Source organism: Anaerococcus marasmi, assembly GCF_900290195.1.
GTDB lineage: Bacteria > Bacillota > Clostridia > Tissierellales > Peptoniphilaceae > Anaerococcus > Anaerococcus marasmi.
Window position 1 is genome coordinate 1,261,575 of record NZ_OLMF01000004.1, and the last position, 22,480, is coordinate 1,284,054.

The 22,480-nt window shown below is 36.4% G+C and carries 20 protein-coding genes; 3 read left to right on the plus strand and 17 right to left on the minus strand.

Annotated features, from left to right (window positions below; genetic code table 11):
* Window positions 1-11 precede the first annotated feature (11 nt).
* The 6 genes from C7D97_RS06620 to C7D97_RS06645 all read right to left on the minus strand — a co-directional run bounded on the left by C7D97_RS06620 (window position 12) and on the right by C7D97_RS06645 (window position 5,811).
* Entirely contained in the window at window positions 12-1,133 is a 1,122-nt protein-coding gene (locus tag C7D97_RS06620) for an EpsG family protein (protein WP_105301287.1), read from the minus strand.
* Window positions 1,134-1,433: 300 nt separating this feature from the next.
* Window positions 1,434-2,486, minus strand: coding sequence for a DUF4097 family beta strand repeat-containing protein (locus C7D97_RS06625; protein WP_105301288.1), 1,053 nt, complete (start codon window positions 2,484-2,486; stop codon window positions 1,434-1,436).
* Window positions 2,479-2,835 (minus strand): DUF2089 domain-containing protein, encoded by a 357-nt coding sequence (locus tag C7D97_RS06630; RefSeq protein WP_105301289.1) that lies wholly within the window; start codon window positions 2,833-2,835, stop codon window positions 2,479-2,481. The genes C7D97_RS06625 and C7D97_RS06630 overlap by 8 nt, the downstream gene beginning before the upstream one ends.
* Window positions 2,836-2,995: 160 nt before the next feature.
* Window positions 2,996-3,688, minus strand: coding sequence for a hypothetical protein (locus tag C7D97_RS06635; protein ID WP_105301290.1), 693 nt, complete (start codon window positions 3,686-3,688; stop codon window positions 2,996-2,998).
* Window positions 3,672-4,685, minus strand: a complete 1,014-nt coding sequence (locus tag C7D97_RS06640) for an LTA glycolipid anchor biosynthesis glycosyltransferase, IagA/BgsA family (protein ID WP_105301291.1) — start codon at window positions 4,683-4,685, stop codon at window positions 3,672-3,674. The genes C7D97_RS06635 and C7D97_RS06640 overlap by 17 nt, the downstream gene beginning before the upstream one ends.
* Entirely contained in the window at window positions 4,654-5,811 is a 1,158-nt protein-coding gene (locus tag C7D97_RS06645) for a glycosyltransferase (RefSeq protein WP_105301292.1), read from the minus strand. The genes C7D97_RS06640 and C7D97_RS06645 overlap by 32 nt, the downstream gene beginning before the upstream one ends.
* 195 nt (window positions 5,812-6,006) lie before the next feature.
* On the opposite strand from C7D97_RS06645, the gene C7D97_RS06650 reads away from it, so the two are divergent.
* Window positions 6,007-6,264, plus strand: a complete 258-nt coding sequence (locus C7D97_RS06650) for an SdpI family protein (RefSeq protein ID WP_338024817.1) — start codon at window positions 6,007-6,009, stop codon at window positions 6,262-6,264.
* A gap of 233 nt (window positions 6,265-6,497) precedes the next feature.
* Here C7D97_RS06650 and C7D97_RS06655 read toward each other — a convergent pair whose 3' ends face one another.
* Window positions 6,498-6,974, minus strand: coding sequence for a PTS sugar transporter subunit IIB (locus tag C7D97_RS06655; RefSeq protein WP_105301294.1), 477 nt, complete (start codon window positions 6,972-6,974; stop codon window positions 6,498-6,500).
* A complete protein-coding gene (locus C7D97_RS06660; protein WP_105301295.1) occupies window positions 6,974-7,624 on the minus strand; it encodes an HAD family hydrolase in 651 nt (216 codons plus the stop codon). Before C7D97_RS06660 ends, C7D97_RS06655 begins: the two co-directional genes overlap by 1 nt.
* A gap of 117 nt (window positions 7,625-7,741) precedes the next feature.
* Here C7D97_RS06660 and C7D97_RS06665 point away from each other — a divergent pair, with 117 nt between their 5' ends.
* Window positions 7,742-9,184, plus strand: coding sequence for a nicotinate phosphoribosyltransferase (locus C7D97_RS06665; RefSeq protein WP_105301296.1), 1,443 nt, complete (start codon window positions 7,742-7,744; stop codon window positions 9,182-9,184).
* 44 nt (window positions 9,185-9,228) lie between these two features.
* Here the strand turns inward: C7D97_RS06665 and C7D97_RS06670 are convergent, their stop codons facing one another.
* The 3 genes from C7D97_RS06670 to C7D97_RS06680 form a co-directional block, all read right to left on the minus strand.
* The gene (locus C7D97_RS06670) at window positions 9,229-10,092 is read right to left on the minus strand and encodes an ROK family protein (RefSeq protein WP_105301297.1); all 864 of its coding nucleotides are present in this window, start codon (window positions 10,090-10,092) and stop codon (window positions 9,229-9,231) included.
* Between the two features lie 83 nt (window positions 10,093-10,175).
* Window positions 10,176-11,549: a glycoside hydrolase family 1 protein gene (locus C7D97_RS06675; protein ID WP_105301298.1), complete on the minus strand. Its 1,374-nt coding sequence runs from the start codon at window positions 11,547-11,549 to the stop codon at window positions 10,176-10,178.
* A complete protein-coding gene (locus C7D97_RS06680) occupies window positions 11,542-12,414 on the minus strand; it encodes an ROK family protein (protein WP_105301299.1) in 873 nt (290 codons plus the stop codon). The genes C7D97_RS06675 and C7D97_RS06680 overlap by 8 nt, the downstream gene beginning before the upstream one ends.
* Before the next feature lie 41 nt (window positions 12,415-12,455).
* On the opposite strand from C7D97_RS06680, the gene C7D97_RS06685 reads away from it, so the two are divergent.
* Window positions 12,456-13,187: a MurR/RpiR family transcriptional regulator gene (locus C7D97_RS06685; protein WP_105301300.1), complete on the plus strand. Its 732-nt coding sequence runs from the start codon at window positions 12,456-12,458 to the stop codon at window positions 13,185-13,187.
* On the opposite strand, the gene C7D97_RS06690 is transcribed toward C7D97_RS06685, so the two are convergent.
* The 6 genes from C7D97_RS06690 to C7D97_RS06715 form a co-directional block, all read right to left on the minus strand.
* Window positions 13,180-14,460: a glycoside hydrolase family 125 protein gene (locus C7D97_RS06690; protein ID WP_105301301.1), complete on the minus strand. Its 1,281-nt coding sequence runs from the start codon at window positions 14,458-14,460 to the stop codon at window positions 13,180-13,182. The genes C7D97_RS06685 and C7D97_RS06690 overlap by 8 nt on opposite strands.
* On the minus strand, window positions 14,460-17,081 hold the full coding sequence (locus C7D97_RS06695; RefSeq protein WP_105301302.1) for an alpha-mannosidase: 2,622 nt from the start codon (window positions 17,079-17,081) through the stop codon (window positions 14,460-14,462). The genes C7D97_RS06690 and C7D97_RS06695 overlap by 1 nt, the downstream gene beginning before the upstream one ends.
* The gene (locus C7D97_RS06700) at window positions 17,078-18,373 is read right to left on the minus strand and encodes a beta-N-acetylglucosaminidase domain-containing protein (protein ID WP_105301303.1); all 1,296 of its coding nucleotides are present in this window, start codon (window positions 18,371-18,373) and stop codon (window positions 17,078-17,080) included. Before C7D97_RS06700 ends, C7D97_RS06695 begins: the two co-directional genes overlap by 4 nt.
* A gap of 152 nt (window positions 18,374-18,525) precedes the next feature.
* Window positions 18,526-19,959, minus strand: coding sequence for an ABC transporter substrate-binding protein (locus C7D97_RS06705; protein ID WP_105301304.1), 1,434 nt, complete (start codon window positions 19,957-19,959; stop codon window positions 18,526-18,528).
* A gap of 19 nt (window positions 19,960-19,978) precedes the next feature.
* A complete protein-coding gene (locus C7D97_RS06710) occupies window positions 19,979-21,532 on the minus strand; it encodes an ABC transporter substrate-binding protein (protein WP_105301305.1) in 1,554 nt (517 codons plus the stop codon).
* 21 nt (window positions 21,533-21,553) lie between these two features.
* Window positions 21,554-22,477 carry a carbohydrate ABC transporter permease gene (locus tag C7D97_RS06715; protein ID WP_105301306.1) on the minus strand — a complete coding sequence of 308 codons (924 nt, stop codon included), beginning with the start codon at window positions 22,475-22,477 and terminating at the stop codon, window positions 21,554-21,556.
* Window positions 22,478-22,480: the final 3 nt, after the last annotated feature.

Below are 22,480 nucleotides of genomic sequence, written 5' to 3' on the forward strand. Positions count from 1 at the left end.
AATTTCCTCTTTTATTTTAGTGAATGTATTGCATTAAGATTAGTAAAGAAAAAGTCGTAAGAAGGAGCCTTCATCATCAAAAATCCTGCATAGGGTAGGACGAAAAGTATTATAGATAAGGCAATAATTATAACACCCAACCTATCATCCTTTTTTGCTTCCTTGATTATTTCAGGAATAAAAATCATTTGATAAACTGTAAAAAAGTTCCCAAATCTAAAGGCAACTGCCGTAGACGACCTAAAGACTAGAAATACTATTAGACCAAACCACATGGCCTTGGAGCTAATTTCAATCATCGAGTTTTTCCTAAAGCTGTATTTGTTAAAATACATCAAAGAAAAGGCGAAAAGCATTAGGCCAAAGATAATCCTTGGATCATATAACTTCATCGGAAAGGCAAACATACCTCCCGAAAATACATAAGTATCAATCTTTCTAGAAATCACCCCAAGACCCATCTTGGATACGATTATAGCTACTAGGCTAAAAACTCTTAAGGAAAAGAGACTCACCACAAGGCCAAAACCTGCCGTAATTATCTTAAATAAGTTTCCTATCCTAAAGTTAATCAATATCAAGAATGGAAGCATGATCATAGCTGACTTGTGAAAGGCAAGTGAAAAAACAAAAAAAAGAATCGACCTAAAATACTTCTTTTTAGAGACAAAGTAACTTGCCAAAAAGCTTAGTCCTATAGCTGATGCCGTCCTTGATGTTTGCATATCAAATTGGATAAAGATAGGCAAAAATATTATAGCCGAAAGGAAGGGGTTAGCTGACTCTTTGATTGAAATATAGGCTATAGGAAGAATTGAACATAGGTTCATTATAACTATAACCCACTGCCTGGATAGCCCTAAGGTATTTACCAGAAGGGCAAAAAATCTAAAGGCAAACTCCACAGGATATGTAAAATCAAAAAGCCTTGTGTAGTCTACTCCCAAGTCTTTAACAAACCACAAATAATTATAATAGTCCGCATCACCAGAGCCTCTGACTCCTGCGAAGACAAACATTATAAAAAACATCAGTCCAGCTAGAATATTCAATTGTTTTTTGTTTTTGAAATCGATAGCTTGGCCGATTAGAAAAATCAAAAGCTCGATTGTCGTAAATAAGGCAAATCCCATAATATATTCTCTCTTAGCTCTATTATAACATGAAAAATCTAAAACTCTATTAATTTTAATATAATTTTTTACATAAACTTTACATGAATTTGTAAGTAAAGAAACAAATCTATTCTATTATAGATATAGAGAAAATAGAGTAAACAAATTAATTTTCATTACAGACGTACTCTTCCTTAAATTATGGCTCTATTTTCCACAAGCAAAACCTAACCCTCAGTTTTGCTCCTTGCTTATCTTCCTTCGCTAATCGGGAAAATAAGCATAAGAAAACCCGCTTGCCGCGGGTCTTTTGTTTGTCTATCTTAGAGAAATCTTTCCAAATGAAGAATCAATCTTTATCCTAAGGTCAGGCTCTTCTGTGCTTGTGCTTATCTCGTAGCCCTTTCCATCTTGGATTTTGTTGGCAAATTTTTCTGTAATATTTATTGCCTTGCTTTCAACATTAGCTCTGATAACTCCATCGAAATCTGTTGTATCCACTACCATATTGCCAAAACCTGAATCAAGGTCAATGTCTTTGGTATTTTTGATATTAAAGACTCTGATATTTCCTGCGTTTGACTTTGCCTTAAGCTTTTCTGAAGATAGTCCATCTACTCTGATATTGCCATTTACAGTTGAAACATCAGCATATTCTCCAGAAATATTGTATAGGTAGATTGGTCCATTCACATTTTCTATATCTACTGGACCAAAGATATTCTTGACATCAATCTTGCCATTTACGTTGTTTACATTAACAGCACCCTTGATGTTAATAAGAAGGATCTTGCCATTTACATTGTTTAAGTCAAGATTATTAAAATCAACGTCTGATATATCGACCTTGCCATTTACTTGGTTGATGTCTAGGGATTCATATAAGTTACTTCCAAGACTTAGTCTAATATCTGAACTTGCTTGGATATTTTTGTAATTTTCATTAATTGAGATCGTAAGGAGGTCATCCTTAACTTCAATATCTAGAAAATCATTAAGATCAGCCTTCTTAGCCCAGATACTTTGGCTAATAACAATCGTATTATCATCAGATCTATCGATTTCTATATCGCCATTTACTATGTCAATTTCGATATGATTGATCTCATCATCGATTCTAGTTTCCTTTTGGGTGTTGTAATCTCCCTTAATATTAAATTGACTTAAGTCAAGGGTTTGATCGAGGTCGATAGATTGGATTGTATCGGTTGCTTTTTTTATTATATTATCAACTGCCCCTGTAATTTTGTTTGTAAGATTGTCGTTTTTTCTGTTGTTTTTACCTAATGCTTCTATGAGGTCACTTGCTTCTTCTACAGTGATTTTTCCTTCTTTGAGCATATTTAAAATCATTTGTTTTTCATCATTCATCTTTAAGCTCCTCTAGTAGGCTTTTAGCCTTTTCTGCAGTAATTTCTCCATTATCTAGCATGTTTAGGATATCAATCCTGCCTGCCTTCTTATCGACAGTTCCTCCAAGTTTTGATACTATCCTATCGATTCTATTTCTTACTGTCGGATAAGAAATTCCAATCTCTTCTCCAACATCCTTTATAGAACCTCTTTTTTGTAAAAATAACTCAATAAATTCTTTATCTTCTTTATCTAATCTTTGAAACTTATCAATTTCAAATTCACCTGTAACTTCTGTATAGCATGAATTGCATCTATAAGAGGTGATCACCATTTCATCACCACAATTTGGACATTTATTAATCATAGAACCTCCCTTTTGATAAAATTATACTTCCTCTTTGATATTTGTAAAGTAAAGTTTGATTATTTTAATTTCTTGAATTTATTTATTGAATATATTTATGATAATATTATAAGAATGAATTTATCACAAATAAAAAAAAGCAAGTTTCCTTGCAATTTTCTTAGATAAATTTCCTATCCCAAAAGGATACGACGCATCTTATAAGCCAAATTATGGCATTGATCATAAAAGCAGATAGCATAATAATTTGGATTATATAGATAAACATAGCAAATCCTGGATTTCCAGAAACCCGAGATTTAATAGAAGCAAAAAATATGGCTAAAAGGAAAAATAGGCCCAGCCATTTTCCACAAGTCTTAAGATTTTCCCTAAAGTCGGGATATACCATAGTCTTCTTTCCGTATTTTTTCTTGAAATTATCTCTTCTTATCTTAAGCTCTTCTCGTCTCTTTCCAGAAGAATTCGATATGAGGGCTGAATAGTAATGCTTCATATCTTCTGTGGAGTTGGTGTATTTTTTGAGCTTTTCAGCTTCTTCTTCGGAAAATTCCCTATTTAGTATTTCATTTGTAATCATAGCCTTGGACTTATAGGAAAGTCTTTCTTCCCTAAGCTTTCTAAGCTCTCCGACAGTTTTCGCCCTTTCCATCATATCCATGGTATTTTTCTCGTATCTTCTCATATAGTCAAAGGATTTGGTAAAGGCAAACACCATAATTATCATTATCACAAATTGGCTTATGATTACAACAATATTAGAAGCGCCCAAAAGACTTACCGCACCCATTATAAGGCTTGGCACAAGTACTGCTAGTAGGATATAAGCTAAAAGCTTAACAACTGATCTCATTATTCATCAACCTTTCATATATTTCCACAAGTTTTCTCCCTGTTTTTTCTATAGATTTATCACAGGCCTTCTTGTAGGCAAAATCCTTAAGAGATTTTAGCCTCCCTTCGCAAATACCTATTATCTTCTCCTCAAAATCTTCTAGGCTATCTCCCTTGTAGATATTAACTCCATCTTCATAGTCCTTCTCAAATATCTCTATATCTCTAATTAGAATATCTGCCCTAGTAGCAAGGGCTTCTAGTAGGACAATTCCTTCAGTCTCTTCATGAGTTAGGAAAAGATAAAGATCAGATCCAGAATAGGCAAGCCTCAATTCGTCGCTAGTCACATAACCAGGAAAGCTTACATTGGAAGGAGCTTTGTCTATAAGTTTTTTGATATTTGGGCTCATCAAGGCCTTATCGAGCTTTCCGAACCAAAGAAATTGATATTGGGGAAGGCTTTGACCTAGCCTTATAAAATCATCTATGCCCTTTCTCTTGATGGGAAGACCTACGGAAATTATTGATTTCTTATTTTTATCAAGTCCGTATTTTTCATAAAACTTATCCCTATCTCCGTCTTTTTGCTTCCAGAAGTCAAGGTCGATTCCATTGGAGATGACACAAATCTCTCTATCTATACCATAAGTTTCTAGGATGTTTTTAGAATATTCGCTCGGAGTAAGGACTAAGTCTCCTAGCTTGTAGGCGTGGACTAGCCATTTTTTAAAAAGGGGAGCTAGCTCATTTGAAAAAATAAATGAATTTCTAAAATCCTCCATGGTAGAATGGCCATGATAGACTATCTTTTTCCCTCTTTTCTTAGCCTTCTTAGCAAAGGTAACGGCCCCTGGAAGGACGGTATTGATATGGACTAGGTCAAAGTCCTCTCTCTCATCTGTAGTAAAATCAAATCCTATCTTGGCCAAGGCTTTCTTCTGATGATCTATGGCCTTGCCCACTCCGCTTTCTTTTACTTTATCATAATCTTTTGAATATATTAAAACTTTCATACTCGTACTCTTCAATCGCTTTTCGGTAAAGACTCTCACATTTTTCTCCAAAGGCCTCGATGGAGAAGTTCTCTATGGCATAGGATCTAGCGTTTTTAGAAAGATAGGTCTTAAATTCTTTATTTAAAACCTTATTTATAATCTTTTCAAAATCTTCGAAGCTCTCATATACATATCCATTGTATCCATTAATAATCACCCCACAAAGAGCCTCGTCCTTCCTACACACTGCAACAGTTCCATTTGATAGGGCCTCATAATAGGTAAGGCCTTGGGTCTCTGAAGTAGAGCCTGAGACGAAGACATCTGCCATCTGATAGTATTTATTTACATCTTCCGGATTAACCATTCCTAGGAAATTGACCTTTTTGGGAAAACTTCTAGAAAATTCCATAAGATTATCTAGGTGGGGACCTCCGCCAACTATGTAAAGCTTGATATCGGGATCTTCTATCTTTTGATAAAACTCTACAAGTTCTTCTATATTTTTCTCTTTGCCTATCCTACCAAGGTAGAGGAGGATTTTTTCCTTCTCATCAATCCCCAAATCCCTCCTAGGATTTTCATATAGGAGATCTGGTATACGGATTCCTGTAGCTATTACAGAAATCTTTCCATCCTCCACTCCATATTCTCTAAGAAGCCCTGCCGTCTTCTCACTAGGCGCTATAAGTCCATTGCAAAGGTCTGAGAACTTCTTGCTTGCAAGGGCAACAGCCTTTTTCCCCATAGTCTTATTCCCTATAAAATAATGAGTATAATCCTCATAAATCGTGTGATAGGTGTGGATAATAGGGATTTTAAGATCATGAGCTATAGTCTTAGCCATGATGAAGGTCGAAAATTCACACTGAGAATGAATTATATCTGGATTCCAACATTCTAATTCTTTTATATGAGTTTTGGACAAGAGATTGCTAACACGAGCCTCTGGATAAATTTTCCTCGCAGAAAGACTTCCTATGTAGTAGATATTTTCCGCCTTGTATGACTTCATCGTATTTGAAAGGGTCAGAACTTTTACTTCATGACCCCTATTTTCTAGATATTCTTTAAGATTTAATATTGACCTAACTACTCCATTTACAACGGGATAGTACCAGTCACTAGTTATTAGTATTTTCATAAGCACCTCTTAATAAGGATAACATAAATATTATTTTTTAGGAAGTAAATGGACTCGTTTAATGGGCTGTTATTGGTATAATACTAGAAAGTGAGGTGAAATATGGGACCTTTGATAATAACCGATATCCTGCTTTTAATTTTCAGTATTTATATCGGCATATTTTTAATAAAATTTCACTCTTCCTACCCTGAAATGGCTGTTGGCTTTCACGTTTGGGAAGTGTGCTATTCTAAAAAAACTTGGGACTATGGAAATAAGTTTGCTGGCAAGGTCGCAATATGCTTAGGCCTTGTATTTTTCGGGCTAATCTTTCCCCTTTGTATTTATTTTGGGAACAATAGAAATTATCTTTCTATACTAATCACCCTTCTTGTAATACTTTATATGATTCTTTTATTTTTTATAGTGAAGATGTGGATGAGGAAGAAATTTTCTTTGAAAGATGAGTAATGAAAAAGGGGCTGTTGCAAAACTATGAATAATCATCGTACCATCGTTAGAAGGTTCTCTTAGGAAATTTTACCTCTCCTAGCCGGTAGGCCAAGAAATGCCTGCCGGCAGAAGGAGGCGCACCTGCCGGCTGATGGAGGCGATTAGCCCGTCGGCTTATTGAGACTTTCCGTAGAGGTTCTTCTAACGATAATGGTACGATTTATTCATTCTGCAACAGCCCCTTTTTATTATTAATTTTTATCAAATAGATTCTTAAGCTCCATTCTTTGGGAATATGGGCTTAGTCTAATGTAGACGTCAGACCCATTTTCTAAAAACTCTCTAAATATTCTAAGGTCATCTTCATCTACTGCTACTTCTTCGGTTAGGGATCTCTTTCCAATAGTCATATGGATTATCCCGATATTTACTTCTGGAATTTCTATATTTTGCTTACTTATAGCCTCTAAATCCTGGGCACTATCAACAATCAAGAATACATCTTTATCATAATCTTTAAGGAAAGCTCCTACTTCGGATGGCTTTAAGTAGTAGGACGATATATCATCAGGAATAGTAAGGTCCATGACCTTTTTTCTAAAATCATCCTCACTTACTTCTTCATTAGCTATGATTACAGTTTTGATTTCTAATTCCTTAGACCAAATTTCAACTACCTTGCCGTGAGATAATCTTGAGTCAATCCTACAAAGCTTTACTTTTCCCATTATACCCTCCTTATATCCTTAATCTCTTTTGGATCATCTATTATAAGGTCTGGATTTTCTTTCTCGAGAACTTCCCTTGACCTAAAACCCCAGGAACATCCTACAGTAAAGATTCCAGAGTTTTTCCCGCACTTCATATCCACTTCGCTATCTCCGAAGTATAAAATATCAGAAAAATCAACCCCGAATCTCTCCTTGATTATCATTATGCCTTCAGGAGATGGCTTTCTCTCATAACTTTCCTTATATCCTAGGATAAAGTCAAAATAATCCTTGCCGAAAACATGGCTTATGACCTTCTTGCAGGTAGAATCTGGTTTGTTAGAAAAGCAAGCTATTATTTCCCCTCTGTCCTTTAAGATATCAATGCTTTCCTTTATTCCTTCATAGGGCTTTAGTAGATAGGTTGGATCATCATCATAGGATTTGTTGTAAGTGTCTAGGAATTTATTCCTAAAGTCTTCCTCATCACTTACCCCCAAAAAGTCCAAGGTCTTATTTACCAAGACTACAGGACCATTTCCCACAAAGGCTCTAACCTTCTCCTTATCAATCTTAGCTAGACCAAATTCCTCCAAGGTTTTATTTATATGAAAGCTAATTGAGTCTATCGTGTTTAACAAAGTACCGTCTATATCAAAAATATACATACATTCTCCTCTTCTTAACTAAGTCTTTACTAGTCTTTTACCCTTTTTGTTAAAAAATATCTAATCCTTACTCTAATAGGGTATAATATTAAAAAGCAAAAAGAAAACGAGGAGATTATGAAAGAAGATAGAAACTTAACCATGCTTAGTGATTTTTATGAATTCACTATGGCAAATGCTTACTTTAACAATGGTATGAAAGACACAGTAGCAGTCTTTGATGCCTACTATAGGAGAAACCCAGATGATGCAGGATTTTCAATCTTCGCAGGTCTTAACGATATAATAGAATATGTTAAGAATCTAAGTTTTAGCGAAGAAGACATCGAATACTTTAGAGAAAATTCTGATTTTTCTGAGGGTTTTCTTGATTATTTGAGAGATTTCAAATTTACTGGAGATATTTGGGCCTTTCCTGAAGGTTCTGTAATGTTTCCTAACGAACCTATAGTTACAGTCAAGGCCCCTATTATAGAATGTTCTATTATAGAGACTTACCTACTCTTGTCCATGAACTTTAACTCCCTTGTTGCGACCAAAACTAACAGGATCGTAAGATCTGCTGGAGATAGGCTAGTTATGGAATTTGGGGCAAGGCGCGCCCAGGGAGCAGATGCTTCCATAAACGGAGCAAGGGCTGCCTATATAGGAGGGGCACCTATTACAAGTAACACCTACTCTGCCCAAAAATATAAGTTTAAGGCAGGTGGTACCATGGCCCACTCTTGGATCCAGGCCTTTCCGACGGAGTACGAGGCCTTTAAGACCTATGCTAAGTCCTATCCTGATAATTGTATCCTCTTAATCGATACCTATGATACCCTAAGATCAGGCCTTCCTAATGCTATGAGAGTCTTTGAGGAAGAACTAGTTCCAAAAGGAATTAGTGGAGGAGTAAGAATTGACTCAGGAGACTTGGCCTACCTATCCAAGGAAATAAGGAAAACCCTAGATGAAAATGGCTTCAAAGATGCCAAAATCGTGGCTAGTAACTCCCTAGATGAGTTCAAGATCGAATCCCTCCTCTCCCAAGGAGCAAAGATCGACTCATTTGGTATAGGGGAAAGGCTAATAACAGCCAAATCAGACCCAGTATTCGGTGGAGTTTACAAGCTTGTAGCAATAGAGACTGAAGGAAAGATCGAAGCTAAGATAAAGGTCTCAGAAAACGTAGAAAAAATCACAACTCCAGGCGAGAAGAAAGTCTACAGACTCTACGACAAAGAAACTGGCAAGGCAGAGGCAGACTACATCGCCCTAGCTTGCGAAGAATTAGACGATTCTAAACCAATGGTAATATTTGATCCACTCTTTACCTGGAAAATGAAAAGAATGGAAAACTATACAGCTCGAAAGATGCAAGTAAAAATCTTCGATAAGGGAGATTTAGTCTACGAAAGTCCAAGCCTTGAAGAAATTGCAACTTATTCTAAAGAAGAAGTTAAAAGCTTATGGGAAGAAGTTAGGAGATTCGACCAACCACACAATTACTACGTCGACCTATCTCAAGACTTGTGGAATCTAAAACAAAATCTAATACTAGAAGCTAAAAGAAAGTAAAGTAAAAGCTCTCACTTGGGATTCATCCAAGAGAGAGCTTATTTTTATTCTTCCTTTAAGGCTTCCTTGGCAAGTACATAACCTCCGATTAGTCCTGCTTCGTTACCAAGCTCTGGAAATACTATATATTCATCCGCATTAGGAATATCTATATAGTGATTATCTAATTTTTCAAATTCTCTTCTGATTTTTTCAATCATGCCTTCCTTATTAGCTACTCCGCCTCCGATTATTATGATATGAGGTCTTAGAATCATGGTGTAGGTCATAAGTCCCTTGGCTATATATTTGGCGAGGATATCAAAGGCTGGGTCATCCTTATCGAGATTTTCTCCTCTTTGGCCAGTCCTTAGTTCAAGGGCAGGTCCTGCACAAAGTCCTTCAAAGCAAGAATCATGGAAGTCGCAAAAGCTTTCTACCTCATCTCCTTCTTCTCTAACAATCTCAATGTGTCCCATCTCAGGATGGGAAAATCCTTCAAGCAGAATCCCGTCTTGGATATAAGACCCACCGACTCCAGTTCCTATAGTTAGGTAGAGGGAAGATCTCTTATCCTTGGCTGCTCCATACCTATATTCACCAATTCCACTAGCTCCAACATCTGTAGTAAAGCCAATAGGTATGTCGAGTTCTTTCTTGATAGATCCTAGAAGGTCAAAGTTTCTCCAAAGCTTCTTTGGAGTTTCTAGGACAAAGCCATAAGTCTTTGACTCCTTATCCACATCAATTGGTCCGAAGGCTCCGATTCCAATGCTTTCTACAGGATTTTTCTTAAGAAAATCCACCACATCCTTCATGTTTTCCTCAGGATCCTTGGTCTCTACTCTAATTTCTTTGACAATATTTCCGATTTCATCTAAAATGGCGCACCTAATCTTGGTTCCGCCCAATTCAATAGATCCGTACATACTTACTCCTTTATAGTTCTTACTTATATTATAAGGGATTTTTCTAAATTTTAAAAATTGATTTGAAATAGATAATACTTTTCCTAGAATCCCCTCTCCTCGCTGAGCTTCTTAAACCAAAGGCCTGATTTTTTGATTACTCTTTCTCCTGTTTCGAGCTTGTATTCTACAAGTCCGTATCTATTTTTATAAGCATTAAGCCAGGACCAGTTGTCTATAAAGGTCCACAAGTGGTAACCCTTGCAGTTGGCACCCTCGTCAATAGCCTTACTTAGATAGGTCAGATGTTCCTTGATAAAATCAATCCTGTAATCGTCCTCAATCCTATGATCTTCCCTAAATCTTTCCTCGTTTTCTACTCCCATGCCATTTTCTGTAATCATCCAGTCGATATTATTGTAGTTTTCTTTGATATTCATGGCTATATCATAGATGGCTTTTGGATAGATCTCCCAGCCCCTGTATGGATTCATCCTCTTACCTGGCATATCATAGGAAAGATAATATTTACTCGGCATAAAGATTGCGCTTTCCTTATATTTATAAGGATTTTCCTTAACTCTTAGGGGTTGGTAGTAATTTACTCCAAGAAAATCAACAGTATTTTCTTTTATTATTTCAAGCTCTTTTTGGCTGTATTCTGGCATGAGCCCTTCTTTTTTTATTATTTCTACAAGATTCTTAGGATAAACTCCTAGAACTGATGGATCGAGGAAGGACTTTTGGGCAAATAAGTCTGCAATCTCAGCAGCCTTTAGGTCGTTTTCATTCTCGCTTCTAGGATAGGCTGGGGTTAGATTTAAAATTATTCCAATTTTCTTATCCCTATCTATTTCCCTTAGGGCTTTGATAGCCAAAGATGAGGCAAGCTGGGTATTATAGGCAACTTGGACAGCCTTTTTGGGATTTACTTCGCAAGGATAGTGATATTGGTATAGATAACCACATTCTACATGAACTATTGGCTCATTGAAGGTAAAAAAACAGTCAGCGTATTTACCAAAAAGCTTAAAGCAAGTCTTAGCATATGATACATATCTATCAACAACTTCTTTGTTTGCCCATCCCCCTATTTCTTGAAGATACATAGGCATATCGAAATGGAAGAGATTTACGAAAAGCTTGATTCCTTTAGCCTTGATTGCCTTAAAATAATTCTCGTAAAACTCCACTGCCTTGAGATTAACCTTACCGTCCATTTTAGGGATGAGTCTTGCCCAGGAAATAGAAGTCCTAAAGGAATTGTGGCCTGTTTTTTCTAAAAGCTCTACATTTTCCTTGTATTCAAAGTAGAAGTTTGAAGTGTTTTCTGGTCCAATCCTATCGTGGAACTTATAGGGATCCTTCTCATACCAATAGTCCCAAATGCTTTCACTCTTACCATCAACTTGCCCACCTTCAGATTGGCAGGCGGATGTTGCAGATCCAAATAGGAAATCCTTAGGAAATTTAATCATTTTTTATCCTTTCTTCTTTTAATTTAATATTTGCATAGGCTCCATAGAGATTATTATCATTAAAAAACGACACCGGTCTTATGTTGAGGCTAACTCCAGAGAAAACATCATCTTGTAATTTTTCTTTAAGAGAATTTATAAATCTCTCATCTTCAGAAATTGCCCCTCCTATGTAGATTACTTCTGGATTAATAGCATAGGCTATGTTATATAAACCCATGGCAAGATAGGTAAACATCTTATCTACCTCTTCATAGAAAGGATTTTCTTTCTTAAGATACTTATCAAATATTTCATATGTGTCCAAATCTATACCGTATTTTTCTTTTATAGTACGCCTTACATTTGGCAAAGTGCCTAGACTGGATAGATTTTTGATTTTACCAAAATCATTAAAGAGCATATAGCCAAACTCCCCGCTTTCAAGACTTAAGCCCCTAATGATTTTGGAATCTTTTACTAGGGCCCCTCCTATACCTGAGCCAATTATGACAAAGGCCAGGAGATTTTCTTTAGGTTTTTTGTAATAGATTTCTCCAAGAGCTGCGCAGTTTGCATCATTTTCAATAGCAACCGGGATAGAATATTTATCTTCTATGAGACTTGCAAAATTTTCCTCAGCCAAGTAATTGAGAGCACTTAATCCTCCTACTTTAAGGCTTTTGCTATCCACCGTTCCAGGAGATGAAAATCCTATAGCTTCTATATCATAATCCTTAAGGAAAGATTCTATCGTCTCTTCTAAAAACTTTAAAAATTCTTTCATAGTCGGAAGGCTTTTTTCTGAGTCTTTCATAATTATTTTTTCATTTTCTATAAGTGCATACTTGGTGGATGAGCCACCAATATCAAATACTAAATACATTGTTTTCCTCTTGTGTTATAATTATCTCTAGGAGTGATCAAATGACAAACGCTAATTACAATTTTATTATGGATATAATAAGCTCAAAAAATATAAATTTATCTAAGTCTGAAAATATAATCGTCGATAAAATCAAAGATATAGATGTCGATTTTACTCATATAAATATCAATGATTTATCCGAGATTCTAGACGTTTCAAACTCTACCATAACTAGATTTGCCCAAAAGCTTGGCTTTGATGGTTTCTCTGAGCTAAAGTTTGATATTTCTAAAAAACCTAGGATGACTAAGTCGCTTAGCCAAGAGATTTATATGAATTTTATTGATTCTATCGAGCCCTTCGATATGGATACGGTTAAATTCATCAAATCCTTTGATACTTTTGGAAGGATTGCCGTTATAGGAATCGGCTCATCTGGCCTTTGCGCTAATGAATTCGTCTACAAATTTGGAGAAATCGGTCTAAATAATACCGACTACGCCAAGGAGCCTTACAGTATAAATCTTCTTACGAAAAGCCTTGGTGCAGATGACTTGTTGATAGCTATCTCCCTTTCTGGCGAAAATCACAATCTCCTAGAAGGAGTTCGCTTCGCTAAAGAGAAAAAGGCAAATATCCTCGCCATAACTGGCAATAAGGAGTCTACTCTAAAAAATATAGCGACAAATACTATCTTATTGCCTCCTTATCCTAGCTATTCATATAAGATTTCAAAGATTTTTCCTGTGACCTTGATCCTTGATATGATTTGTGAGGCCTATCTTAGTTAGCCTTTACCAGATCAATCCCTATATATCTTAGGACTGCCTCAACGAATATAGAGTTAGCCCAAGAGAACCAATCTCTGGTATATTTACTAGGATCATCCTTGTCGAAGCCCTCATGCATCAAATATTTTCCTGCGTGAGTTTTTTCAAAATAAGCCAAAATACGGTCCATATCCTCCCTAGAATCTGCTGTCATAAGCTCCATTGCTAGAGCCAAATGCCAGATATAGTCTTTGGGGGTATGGTCTGATCCAATTCCCTTGGCCGCCTTTCCTTCAAAATAATTCTTGTTCTTATCTGAAAGGATAAAAGCTCTGGTGTTTTTATAAATTGGATCTTTCTTATCTACATAACCCAAATAAGGAAGGGAAAGTAAGCTTGGGATGTTGGCATCGTCCATCAAATTATAAGATCCAAGCCCATCAGTTTCGTAGGCATAAATTTCGCCAAAATCTTCATCTTCTATAATTCCATACTCTCTAATTCCACGATCTATCTCGCAAGCCAAGTCGTACATATTATCACATAGGTCGAGCCTAATTTCTGCATGTCTTAGGGCTTTGGCAAGTCTTTTCAAAGCTACAGTAGCAAAGGCATTGGCAGGAATAAGGTATTGGTATAGGCAGGAGTCATCACTAGGCCTAAAACCTGTCCAACTCATTCCTGTAAAGCCTGTCTCAGTTCCTCTCTTGCCATTTCTTAGGGAATCTGAAGGAGCCCAAGGGTCAGGTCTTTCGAATTCATAGGACGAATTTTCATGATTTTGCTCAAGCTTAATAAGATCAAGGATTTTTTCTAAAACTTCTAAAAATTTTTCGTCGAAAATCGTCTTATCACGAGTTTTCTCATAGTACATATAAGCTACTTCCATGACATAACAAAGCGAATCTAGCTCGTACTTTCTCTCCCAAACCCAAGGAGAATCAAAGTCTGTTATGTCCTTATCGCTCCAACTCCTTCCGCTAGCACTTTGGTTAAATGCATTGGCGTAGAGATCCTTGTCTAGACAAAATATTTGTCTCTTTAGAACTTTCCTAATAAGTTCATCCGCCTCTTTGCTATCTACATAAAAGAGGGGTCTGATTTGTCCACTAGAATCTCTTAGCCACATGGCCTCTATGTCTCCAGTTATTACGAAGACATCTCCCCTTTCGGTTTCTTTCATAGTCGTTGTGAAAGTGTTGTTGATTGCCTTTTCGAAAATTTTCTTTATATCTGGGCTAAGATCATCACTTTCCTTAACCTTACTGGTCAACTCTTTTACAATTTCTTTCATTAAAGCTCCAATCTAAATGTTTTAATTTCAAAAGGAGGAATTTCTCCAAAAGGTCCGTCTTTTATCTTCTTTCTCGCCAAAATGTCATATTCATCCGCGGAAATATCAATAGCTTTAGAATAAGGACTAGGATTAAATATTCTAAGGAAGGCTTCTCCCTCTTCATTTCTAAAAATCGTAGAAAATAGATTATCTCCCAAATCTATTTTAGGGATTGTCAAAGATATATCTTTATCATTCTTATCCGAAAGATTTAGGCTAAAGAAGTCTACTCTAGCCTTAAGGATATCTCTCCTATTTCTATCAATATCTTCCTTAAAACTATCAAAATAAAAGTCAAACTCCATATCCCTTAGCTCGTCTTTTATAAGCTGGGCATCTGGAGTAGAAAAATATCCCCAATCTCCAAGCTCTCCGACTGACCTAAAAAGTGTTATGAAAAGACCCTCATCTTCTACCATTTCATATTCCGCAGGACCAAGGGCTGATACTCCAAAACCTCTCTTATCATTATCCATAACTTGAACATATCTGTTGAAATTTTGTGAATAATCTGGGTTCTTCCATGTTTCTGGAGCATAGGCATCTCTTTTGACACATTCAAAGATAGACTCAGCAAACACCTTATCAGTTTTTAAATCATGACCGAAAAGCACTCTCATCCTGTGATCTTTGCTTACATTTTTAAGCCTTATCTTAATTTCTATAGGAGCTTTCTTATCGAAGATTTTTATCTCCTTTTCGATTATCATATCGACATAGGTCTTACTCCTATTAGCCTTTCTTCTTGTGATATCATTAAGGCGAATTTGCTCATCCTTTAGCTTATCCTCCGCTCCTTCTGGCAGGGAGAATTTTTCCTTAAGCCTAATGATAGTCTTATCATTTTCCCTGATGATTTTTTTATCTATCAATTTTCCTCCAACAATCCTTAGCTTGTCAGAAGACTGTCTATAAATATATTCATTTCCTATATCGCCTGTATCTTCTATGGTGAGGACGTCTTTGTAAGTTATTTGATTTGTCTTATCGTAAATATCAAGGCTTGCCTTATCTTTAATTTCTATCCTATAATAAGCATTTTCGACTATGTTTTCTTCTATTTCTTTAGATTCAAAGGAAGATTGTCCCTCTACTAACCTTAGAATTTTCTTCTCAAAAGAGTCAAGTTCTAGGCTGAAACGGATTTTGATTTTATTGGCAAAGTAAGGTTTTCTAAACTTATCATTAGGAAGTTCATAGGAAAATCCAGTCCCCAAATATGTGATTTCAGCGGGAATTTCCTCGCCTTTTTCGTCAACTAGCTTGTAGCTTTTTATCTCTTTTTCAGATAAGCTATCGTAAACTTCTGGGAAATCTATGCCGAAAAACTTCCTATCAACTTCTATTTCTCTTTCAACTTCCTTAAGTTTCCTGTAAGGAAGGGTATTTATGACACAGATACTATTTTTCTTGATATTTTGGGTGTTTTCTCTGATTTTTTCCCTAGCTAAATCTTCGAGATAGTCGACTCCTTCACTTACACTCTTAAAGCGTCTGAGATTGCCATCGTGAACCGAATCTACAGAGCAAGCGCATATGCTGTCGTGGGGATGATTTTTGATTAGATTTTTATAGAAATAATCGATCTTTTCCCTAGGATAGTCTTTACTTTCGACAAAAAGAGTAAACAGTGGTTGGATGATCTCTTCAAGTCTCATCTCCAAAGTCTTGTTGTATTTTTTTAGATAATATCTAGAAGATGAAGTAGAATTCAAAGTCCACCAACCATCAGTCGTTTGACTTCTAAGCTCGCCTTTTATGGTGTCGATATCTTTAACTTCTTTTTTTACACTTTCAAAATAAAGGTCTAAGTTTGAGTGAACAAATTCATAATCTTCATAAAGCTCGTTTGCCTTTTTTATGATTTGCCCAATGTTTTTTTGAACTGGAGAGTGGTCGCAACCGTTCATCAAGAGCAATTGATTAGTTGAGGCGTACCTTTCCATATCTTCAATCTTCTGATCCATATAAGCTTTAAGCTCACGCTCATCTTCAGGAATGTCTAGTCCATTGCTATACCAGTTAGCAAAAAGAATCCCCAAGACCTCGTCACCATTAGGAGCCTTCCAATAAATCTCTGAGTTTTTGGAAGTGAAATCGTCTATAACCACATTGTCAAAGCCTGTAGCCTTGACACCTCTTCCAAAGTAGGCGACTTTAATTCCAGCTTTTTGAAGAATTTGGCTAGCTTGACCAATATTGCCAAATGTATCTGGGAAATAGCCAATCATCGAAGGCTTTCCCCACTTTTCTATGCTTTCTATTCCTAGACTTAAATTTTTGATATTAGATTCGCCGCTTGTGAGAAAGGCATCTTGCAAGATATACCAAGGACCTAGCTTTAGCTTACCGGCCTCGATTAATTCCTCGATTATCTTTCTATTTTCTGGCTTCACTTCAAGATAGTCTTCTATAGGAAGATAATGGCCATCAAGCCAATAATACTTAAAATCAGGATCCTCGAAGGCTTCTATCACCCCATCCATTAGATCGATTAGGCGCATATGGTGCTTTTCATAAGGCATGTACCATTCTCTATCCCAGTGGGTATGGCTTACTACGTGGATGGTCTTTTTCATTTTTCTACATCCTCCATGAGTTCTTCGTAGATTTTCTCCAAGACTCTAGAAGTTTTGACCTTCCTATCTTCTATAGTATCTAGTCTAAATTCTTTATAGATTTTTACCTTACAATCGCTACATTTATCATAGAAGCTTGAAGCTTTCTTAAAATCTTTGTCTATTGCTGCCTTAACAGCTTCTGATAGATATGATAGGCAGGTGAAAAATGGCTTTACCTCATCGTACAATTTATCATTGCTGTAGTTTTTAAAGTATGAATCTATAGCTCCTATCTTCTTATCAAGCAAGCTTTTTACTTCTTCGAAGTCCTTATCCCTATAAGCTAGGGCAATTTCCCCATCTTCCTTATATTTCTTATCATCAAATCTATCATAAACTCCTGAGGCAAAGAAGGAATCAGCTATTACGAAAAGATCTGACGCTACTTTTTCGTCAATGTAGGCTAGGGCTCTTTTGAAAGATTCAACAGGGACAAACCCTTCTGGATCTTTGGCAAATTCTCCTATTTGATAGACAGATATCTTGCTTAACTCTGCCTGATTCATTGGGTTTGATAGGATTGACTTATAGTTTGTCTCACTTGAATCATAAAACTCAAATATTTCCATAAATATTCTATCTCTTAAATAATCATTGACCGGCCAGTTAAGCCATATATTAGCTTCCTTTTGGGAAAGCTCTGTAAATTTTTCTTGAGAAGCCTTTGTAATAGGTACAACTACGTCATAGCCTGTCCACAAGATTTCTAATCTATCAAGACCGGAAAAGAGCTTAAAGTATTCTTCCCCCTTCTCATCAATCCAGGCACTATTATACCAAGGATGGACAAATAAAAGTTTGCCATTTTCATAAGTATCCAATTTCTTTAAGATATCCTTCACTAATCTTAAATGAAATTCTCTTTGCTCGTAGGCTAAGTCTCTGTCTATATCGTCCATGCAAAGGGCAAAGGAAGTCACACCAGCTTCATGAAGGCTATCGTACTTTTTAAATAACTTATCGATTTCTTCTTCATATAGATTAAAATCTATCAAATTTTGTCCTGGATGAATGGCCCAAACAAAATCGACTCCCTCGTTTTTTGAAAGACTGGCAAGCTTACTTATCTCAGCTAATTTATCCTCTGGATAAGGTTCTCTCCATTTTACATTATGGTAAGGGTCATCCTTTGGTGCATAGACATATTGGTTCATATCTATATCGGATAGAAATTTAATCATAGACATTCTTTCTTCAAAGCTCCAAGGAATCCCGTAGAATCCTTCTATAACACCTCTTTTTTCTAGCATATTAACTCCTAAATCTTTTCATATTCTCTAAAAATACTTCCAATAAATGAAATAATTTTCACTATAATTTGCAAAAGTAAAGACCTATGCCTAAACATAAGTCTTTATTATTTCTACTTCCTATCCCAATTGTCTAATTGAGCTTGGACTTCTTATATCAACTTATCAATTCCAGCAGTATTAAGCTTATCTAAGAATTCTTGATAATAGTCCTCGTCGAAGGCACCTGTTTTGAGATTTTTCTCGTATTCGAAAATTGTCTGTTCAACATTTCCTGCCTCGCTTTCAACGCTTTTCCTATCAAAGTTGAAACCTAGTATAGGAGAAGGCTCTAAATTCTCTAAAAACTTATCTAGTTTTTTCTTAGCTTCTGGCGTGTCAGAATCTTCAGATGTAGTAAGTGGTGTCATATTTTCTGAGGCAAGGAATGTAAAGGCTGGTACGTCATATTTAGTATCTTCGTATTTTTCAACCTTTCCATCTACTAAATCGTAGTGCTTACCTTCTATTCCATAGGTTAGATATCTCATAAGCTCCTTATCGCTATACATTCTGTTTAGAAAATCCATAGCCAATTCTTTGTGCTCAGATTGGGAGTTGATAGCGGCAAGAGAACCAGTAGCTTTTTGATTTGTTACTATTGTTTTGTTACCTGCTGGGGAGGATATGACTTCGCACTTGAAGGAGTTAGACCAAATCCCATCTGAATCTGGCCCTCCTTCAGCCTTGGTTACTAGCCACCTATCTCCTTCCTCACCATCTCCCGCATTCATCTGAGGAGCTGATGGGTTAATGTAACCCTTGTCCATGTAGTCTTTTAGAACGTCTAATTGTTTCTTAAGCTCTGGGTCAGCCCAGCTGTTGTAGGCAATGAGCTTTCCATTTTCTTCTTTTACTGCAACTCCTGGTGTCGCTTCAGACTGTGGAGTTGGTGTTTGGAGGAGGAAATCACTTACTATGTTGAAAGGGTAATCGACGCTTGCTTCATTTTCCTTTACCTCTTTAAGATAAGGTTCAAGGTCTTTTATAGTCTTTACACTATCTATATCGATCTTGTATTTGTCTACATAAGCTTTATTCCAAACAAAATAGTTGCCTGGAACGACATTTTTGGCAGCTGCTGGAGCTCCGTATAATCTTCCTTCGATAGAAGCTCCCTTTAATACATCTTCTGAAAGAGAATCTTTTATAGCTTGACCTTTTTCATCTATAAGTTCTGTTATGTCGGCAAAAGCTCCCTTTTCTACTAAGTTTTTGTAAGGACCTGACCAGTTAGCTGTAAAGGCTATATCCCAGTCATCTCCTGCATTTGACGCGAGTTGAAGTCTTTGTTCATATTCGCCCCAATCGAAGAATTGTAGGTTTATATGATAACCTGCATCTAGGCTATCTAGATATTTATTAATAGCTTCTACAACCTCTCCTGTATCTTCTTGGGGAGTTCCCACATCATAATATGTTATGGTAGGAATTTCTTCTGAATCTTTTTTGACTTCTTCTTTCTTATCTGAAGCCTGACAACTAGAAAGACTTAGGCTAAGTCCAACTAGGAGTGTGCTTATGCCAATTTTTTTTAGTAAGTTCATCTCTCCTGCTTTCTTCTAATTACTTATCAGCGCCTTCCCAATTATCTAATTGTGCTTGTACTTCTTCTATTACCTTTTCGATTCCTGCTGTATTTAGTTTGTCTAGGAATTCTTGATAGTAGCTTTCGTCAAAGGCACCTGTCTTAAGGTTGATGGTGTATTCGCTTTGTGTTTGTTGAACATTTGCTATTTCTGTTGCGATTTTTGATTCGTCTAGGGTAAATCCTAATACTGGAGATGCTACTAGTTTGTCTTCAAATTCTTTTGCTTCCTTATCGAATTCTTCATCGCCAATTCCAGGAGCTCCATCTAGTGGAGTTCTGTTGAATGCACATAGGAAGGTAAATGATGGTACATCGTAATCATTATCTATTCCATCGGAATCCTTATTGTGTTTTACAACTTTTCCGTCTTTGTATTCGAAGTTTTTGCCTTCAACACCGTAAGATAGCATATCTTGTAGGTTTTTATCTGTGAACATTCTGTTGATAAAGTCCATAGCAAGTTCTGCCTTATCAGTTTGTGAGTTAATAGAAATCATCTTTCCTGTAGCCTTATCGTTAGATATAAGAACCTTATCTCCAATGATATTTGATACTACTTCGTTACGTGGTGCAACTGACCATATAGCTGCAGAACCTGGCTCTCCTTCACCTTCAGTAAGTAGAACTTCATTTTCTGGCATTACTGTTCCTGGCTCAACTTGTGGAGCTGATGGTGAGATGTAGCCTTTGTCCATATAGTCTTTCATCTTCATGATTTGTTCTTTATAAAGATCATCTGCATATAGGTTGTAAGCTTTGAGCTTGCCATCTTCTTCTCTTACAGCAACTCCATCTGTAACTTGATATACAGGTTCTGGCATAGCGAACAAGAAGTCCTTAGATACACCAAATGGATATTGTACGCCTTCTTTTTCTTTTATTTCTTCAAAGATAGGCTCTAATTGGTCTATATTTTGGATATTCTTGTAGTCGATATTGTATTTATCAACCATGCTCTTTGTCCATACGAATTGGTTAGCTGCAACAACTCCTGGATATGCTGCAGGGATTCCGTAAACTTTACCATCTACACTAACACCTTTTAGCATATCAGGATTGATTAAATCAACAAATTCCTTGCCTTCCATTAGGTCTGTTAGATCCATCAAGGCATTTTGTGATACTAGGGTTTTGTAAGGTCCTGCCCAGCTTGCAGTAAAGGCTAGGTCCCAATCTTCTCCTGTTGATGAAGCAAGTTGGAGTCTTTGTTCATAATCTCCCCAATCATAGAAGACTAGATTTAGGTGGTAACCCGCTTCTTTTTCATCTAGGTATTCGTTAATCTTACTTACTGTCTCTTCAGTTCCTGCTTGTGGAGTTCCTATGTTAAGATAAGTTAGGGTAGGAACTTCATCATCTTTAGCATTCTTGTCTTTCTTATCGTCTTTGTTTTCTTTGTTTTCTGCGTTTTCGCTAGTTTCGGTTTTGTTTTTCTCTTCTACATTTCCGTCATTGTTTCCGCAAGCTGAAATGCCTAGAGCAAGCATTAGAGCCATTGATGTGTAAGCAAATTTTTTAACTAAATTCATTTTTCCCTCCTTATTAATGAATTATTCCTTAACTGCTCCCAATGTTAGGCCACTTATGAAGTATCTTTGGAAGAATGGATATGTTATTGCAATTGGCGCAGTTGTTATAACTACTATAGCCATTCTCAAAGTCTCCTGTGGCAAAGTTTTCATCGCCTGATTCGCTACACCTCCTATTTGGCTACCTCTTGATGCGAGGAAAGCCGTTGAATTTTGTATTCTAATTAAGAGATATTGGACAGGTATTTTATCTAAGTCATCTATGTATAGCATAGCGTTATACCAATCGTTCCAATACCCTAATGTTAAGAATAGTCCAATTGTTGCAAGTACCGGCAAGGATAGGGGAAGCACTACTTTGAAAAATATTTGAAATTCATTAGCTCCATCAATCGTTGCAGCCTCTATCAAGGCTTTTGGTATACTTGTTTGAAAAAACGTCCTCATTATTATGATATTAAAGGTTCCTAGAAGTAAGGGTAAGATAAGCGCCCACACCGAATTTCTAAGACCTAAAAATTGTGTCATTACTAGATAACTTGCTACAAGTCCTCCGGAAAACAACATTGGTATAGTTGAGACTTTTGTGAAAAATCCCTTAAATTCAAAGTCATCTCTGGATAGGGCGTAGGCATACAGAGTAGTAAGGATTAGGGCAAGTATTACACCAACCACTGTTATAAATATCGATACCTTGTAGGCTTGAACTATTGATGAACCCGAGCTAAAAATTAGCTTATAGGCATCGAAGCTAATTTTTTCCGGAAACAAACTATAACCATTTGTAGCAAGCGTTGACTCATCCGTAATTGATATAATAAATACAAAGAGGAAAGGCAAAATCGCTGATATAGTAAGTAGTATCAGATATAAATTTAATCCTATGTTAGCTCCCTTACTTACTTCTAAGGGATCAAAATGCTTTTTCTTATTTACTTTTTGCATATA

Excerpts from the sequence above, each read along its gene's own strand:
- C7D97_RS06640 (WP_105301291.1), bottom strand. The coding sequence starts at position 4,685 with ATGAAAGTTTTAATATATTCAAAAGATTATGATAAAGTAAAAGAAAGC.
- C7D97_RS06635 (WP_105301290.1), bottom strand. The coding sequence starts at position 3,688 with ATGAGATCAGTTGTTAAGCTTTTAGCTTATATCCTACTAGCAGTACTT.
- C7D97_RS06665 (WP_105301296.1), top strand. The coding sequence starts at position 7,742 with ATGAAAGAAGATAGAAACTTAACCATGCTTAGTGATTTTTATGAATTC.
- C7D97_RS06695 (WP_105301302.1), bottom strand. The coding sequence starts at position 17,081 with ATGAAAAAGACCATCCACGTAGTAAGCCATACCCACTGGGATAGAGAA.
- C7D97_RS06660 (WP_105301295.1), bottom strand. The coding sequence starts at position 7,624 with ATGTATATTTTTGATATAGACGGTACTTTGTTAAACACGATAGACTCA.
- C7D97_RS06625 (WP_105301288.1), bottom strand. The coding sequence starts at position 2,486 with ATGAATGATGAAAAACAAATGATTTTAAATATGCTCAAAGAAGGAAAA.
- C7D97_RS06710 (WP_105301305.1), bottom strand. The coding sequence starts at position 21,532 with ATGAATTTAGTTAAAAAATTTGCTTACACATCAATGGCTCTAATGCTT.
- C7D97_RS06645 (WP_105301292.1), bottom strand. The coding sequence starts at position 5,811 with ATGAAAATACTAATAACTAGTGACTGGTACTATCCCGTTGTAAATGGA.
- C7D97_RS06650 (WP_338024817.1), top strand. The coding sequence starts at position 6,007 with ATGGCTGTTGGCTTTCACGTTTGGGAAGTGTGCTATTCTAAAAAAACT.
- C7D97_RS06685 (WP_105301300.1), top strand. The coding sequence starts at position 12,456 with ATGACAAACGCTAATTACAATTTTATTATGGATATAATAAGCTCAAAA.
- C7D97_RS06700 (WP_105301303.1), bottom strand. The coding sequence starts at position 18,373 with ATGCTAGAAAAAAGAGGTGTTATAGAAGGATTCTACGGGATTCCTTGG.
- C7D97_RS06620 (WP_105301287.1), bottom strand. The coding sequence starts at position 1,133 with ATGGGATTTGCCTTATTTACGACAATCGAGCTTTTGATTTTTCTAATC.
- C7D97_RS06630 (WP_105301289.1), bottom strand. The coding sequence starts at position 2,835 with ATGATTAATAAATGTCCAAATTGTGGTGATGAAATGGTGATCACCTCT.
- C7D97_RS06705 (WP_105301304.1), bottom strand. The coding sequence starts at position 19,959 with ATGAACTTACTAAAAAAAATTGGCATAAGCACACTCCTAGTTGGACTT.
- C7D97_RS06680 (WP_105301299.1), bottom strand. The coding sequence starts at position 12,414 with ATGTATTTAGTATTTGATATTGGTGGCTCATCCACCAAGTATGCACTT.
- C7D97_RS06655 (WP_105301294.1), bottom strand. The coding sequence starts at position 6,974 with ATGGGAAAAGTAAAGCTTTGTAGGATTGACTCAAGATTATCTCACGGC.
- C7D97_RS06675 (WP_105301298.1), bottom strand. The coding sequence starts at position 11,549 with ATGATTAAATTTCCTAAGGATTTCCTATTTGGATCTGCAACATCCGCC.
- C7D97_RS06670 (WP_105301297.1), bottom strand. The coding sequence starts at position 10,092 with ATGTACGGATCTATTGAATTGGGCGGAACCAAGATTAGGTGCGCCATT.
- C7D97_RS06715 (WP_105301306.1), bottom strand. The coding sequence starts at position 22,477 with ATGCAAAAAGTAAATAAGAAAAAGCATTTTGATCCCTTAGAAGTAAGT.
- C7D97_RS06690 (WP_105301301.1), bottom strand. The coding sequence starts at position 14,460 with ATGAAAGAAATTGTAAAAGAGTTGACCAGTAAGGTTAAGGAAAGTGAT.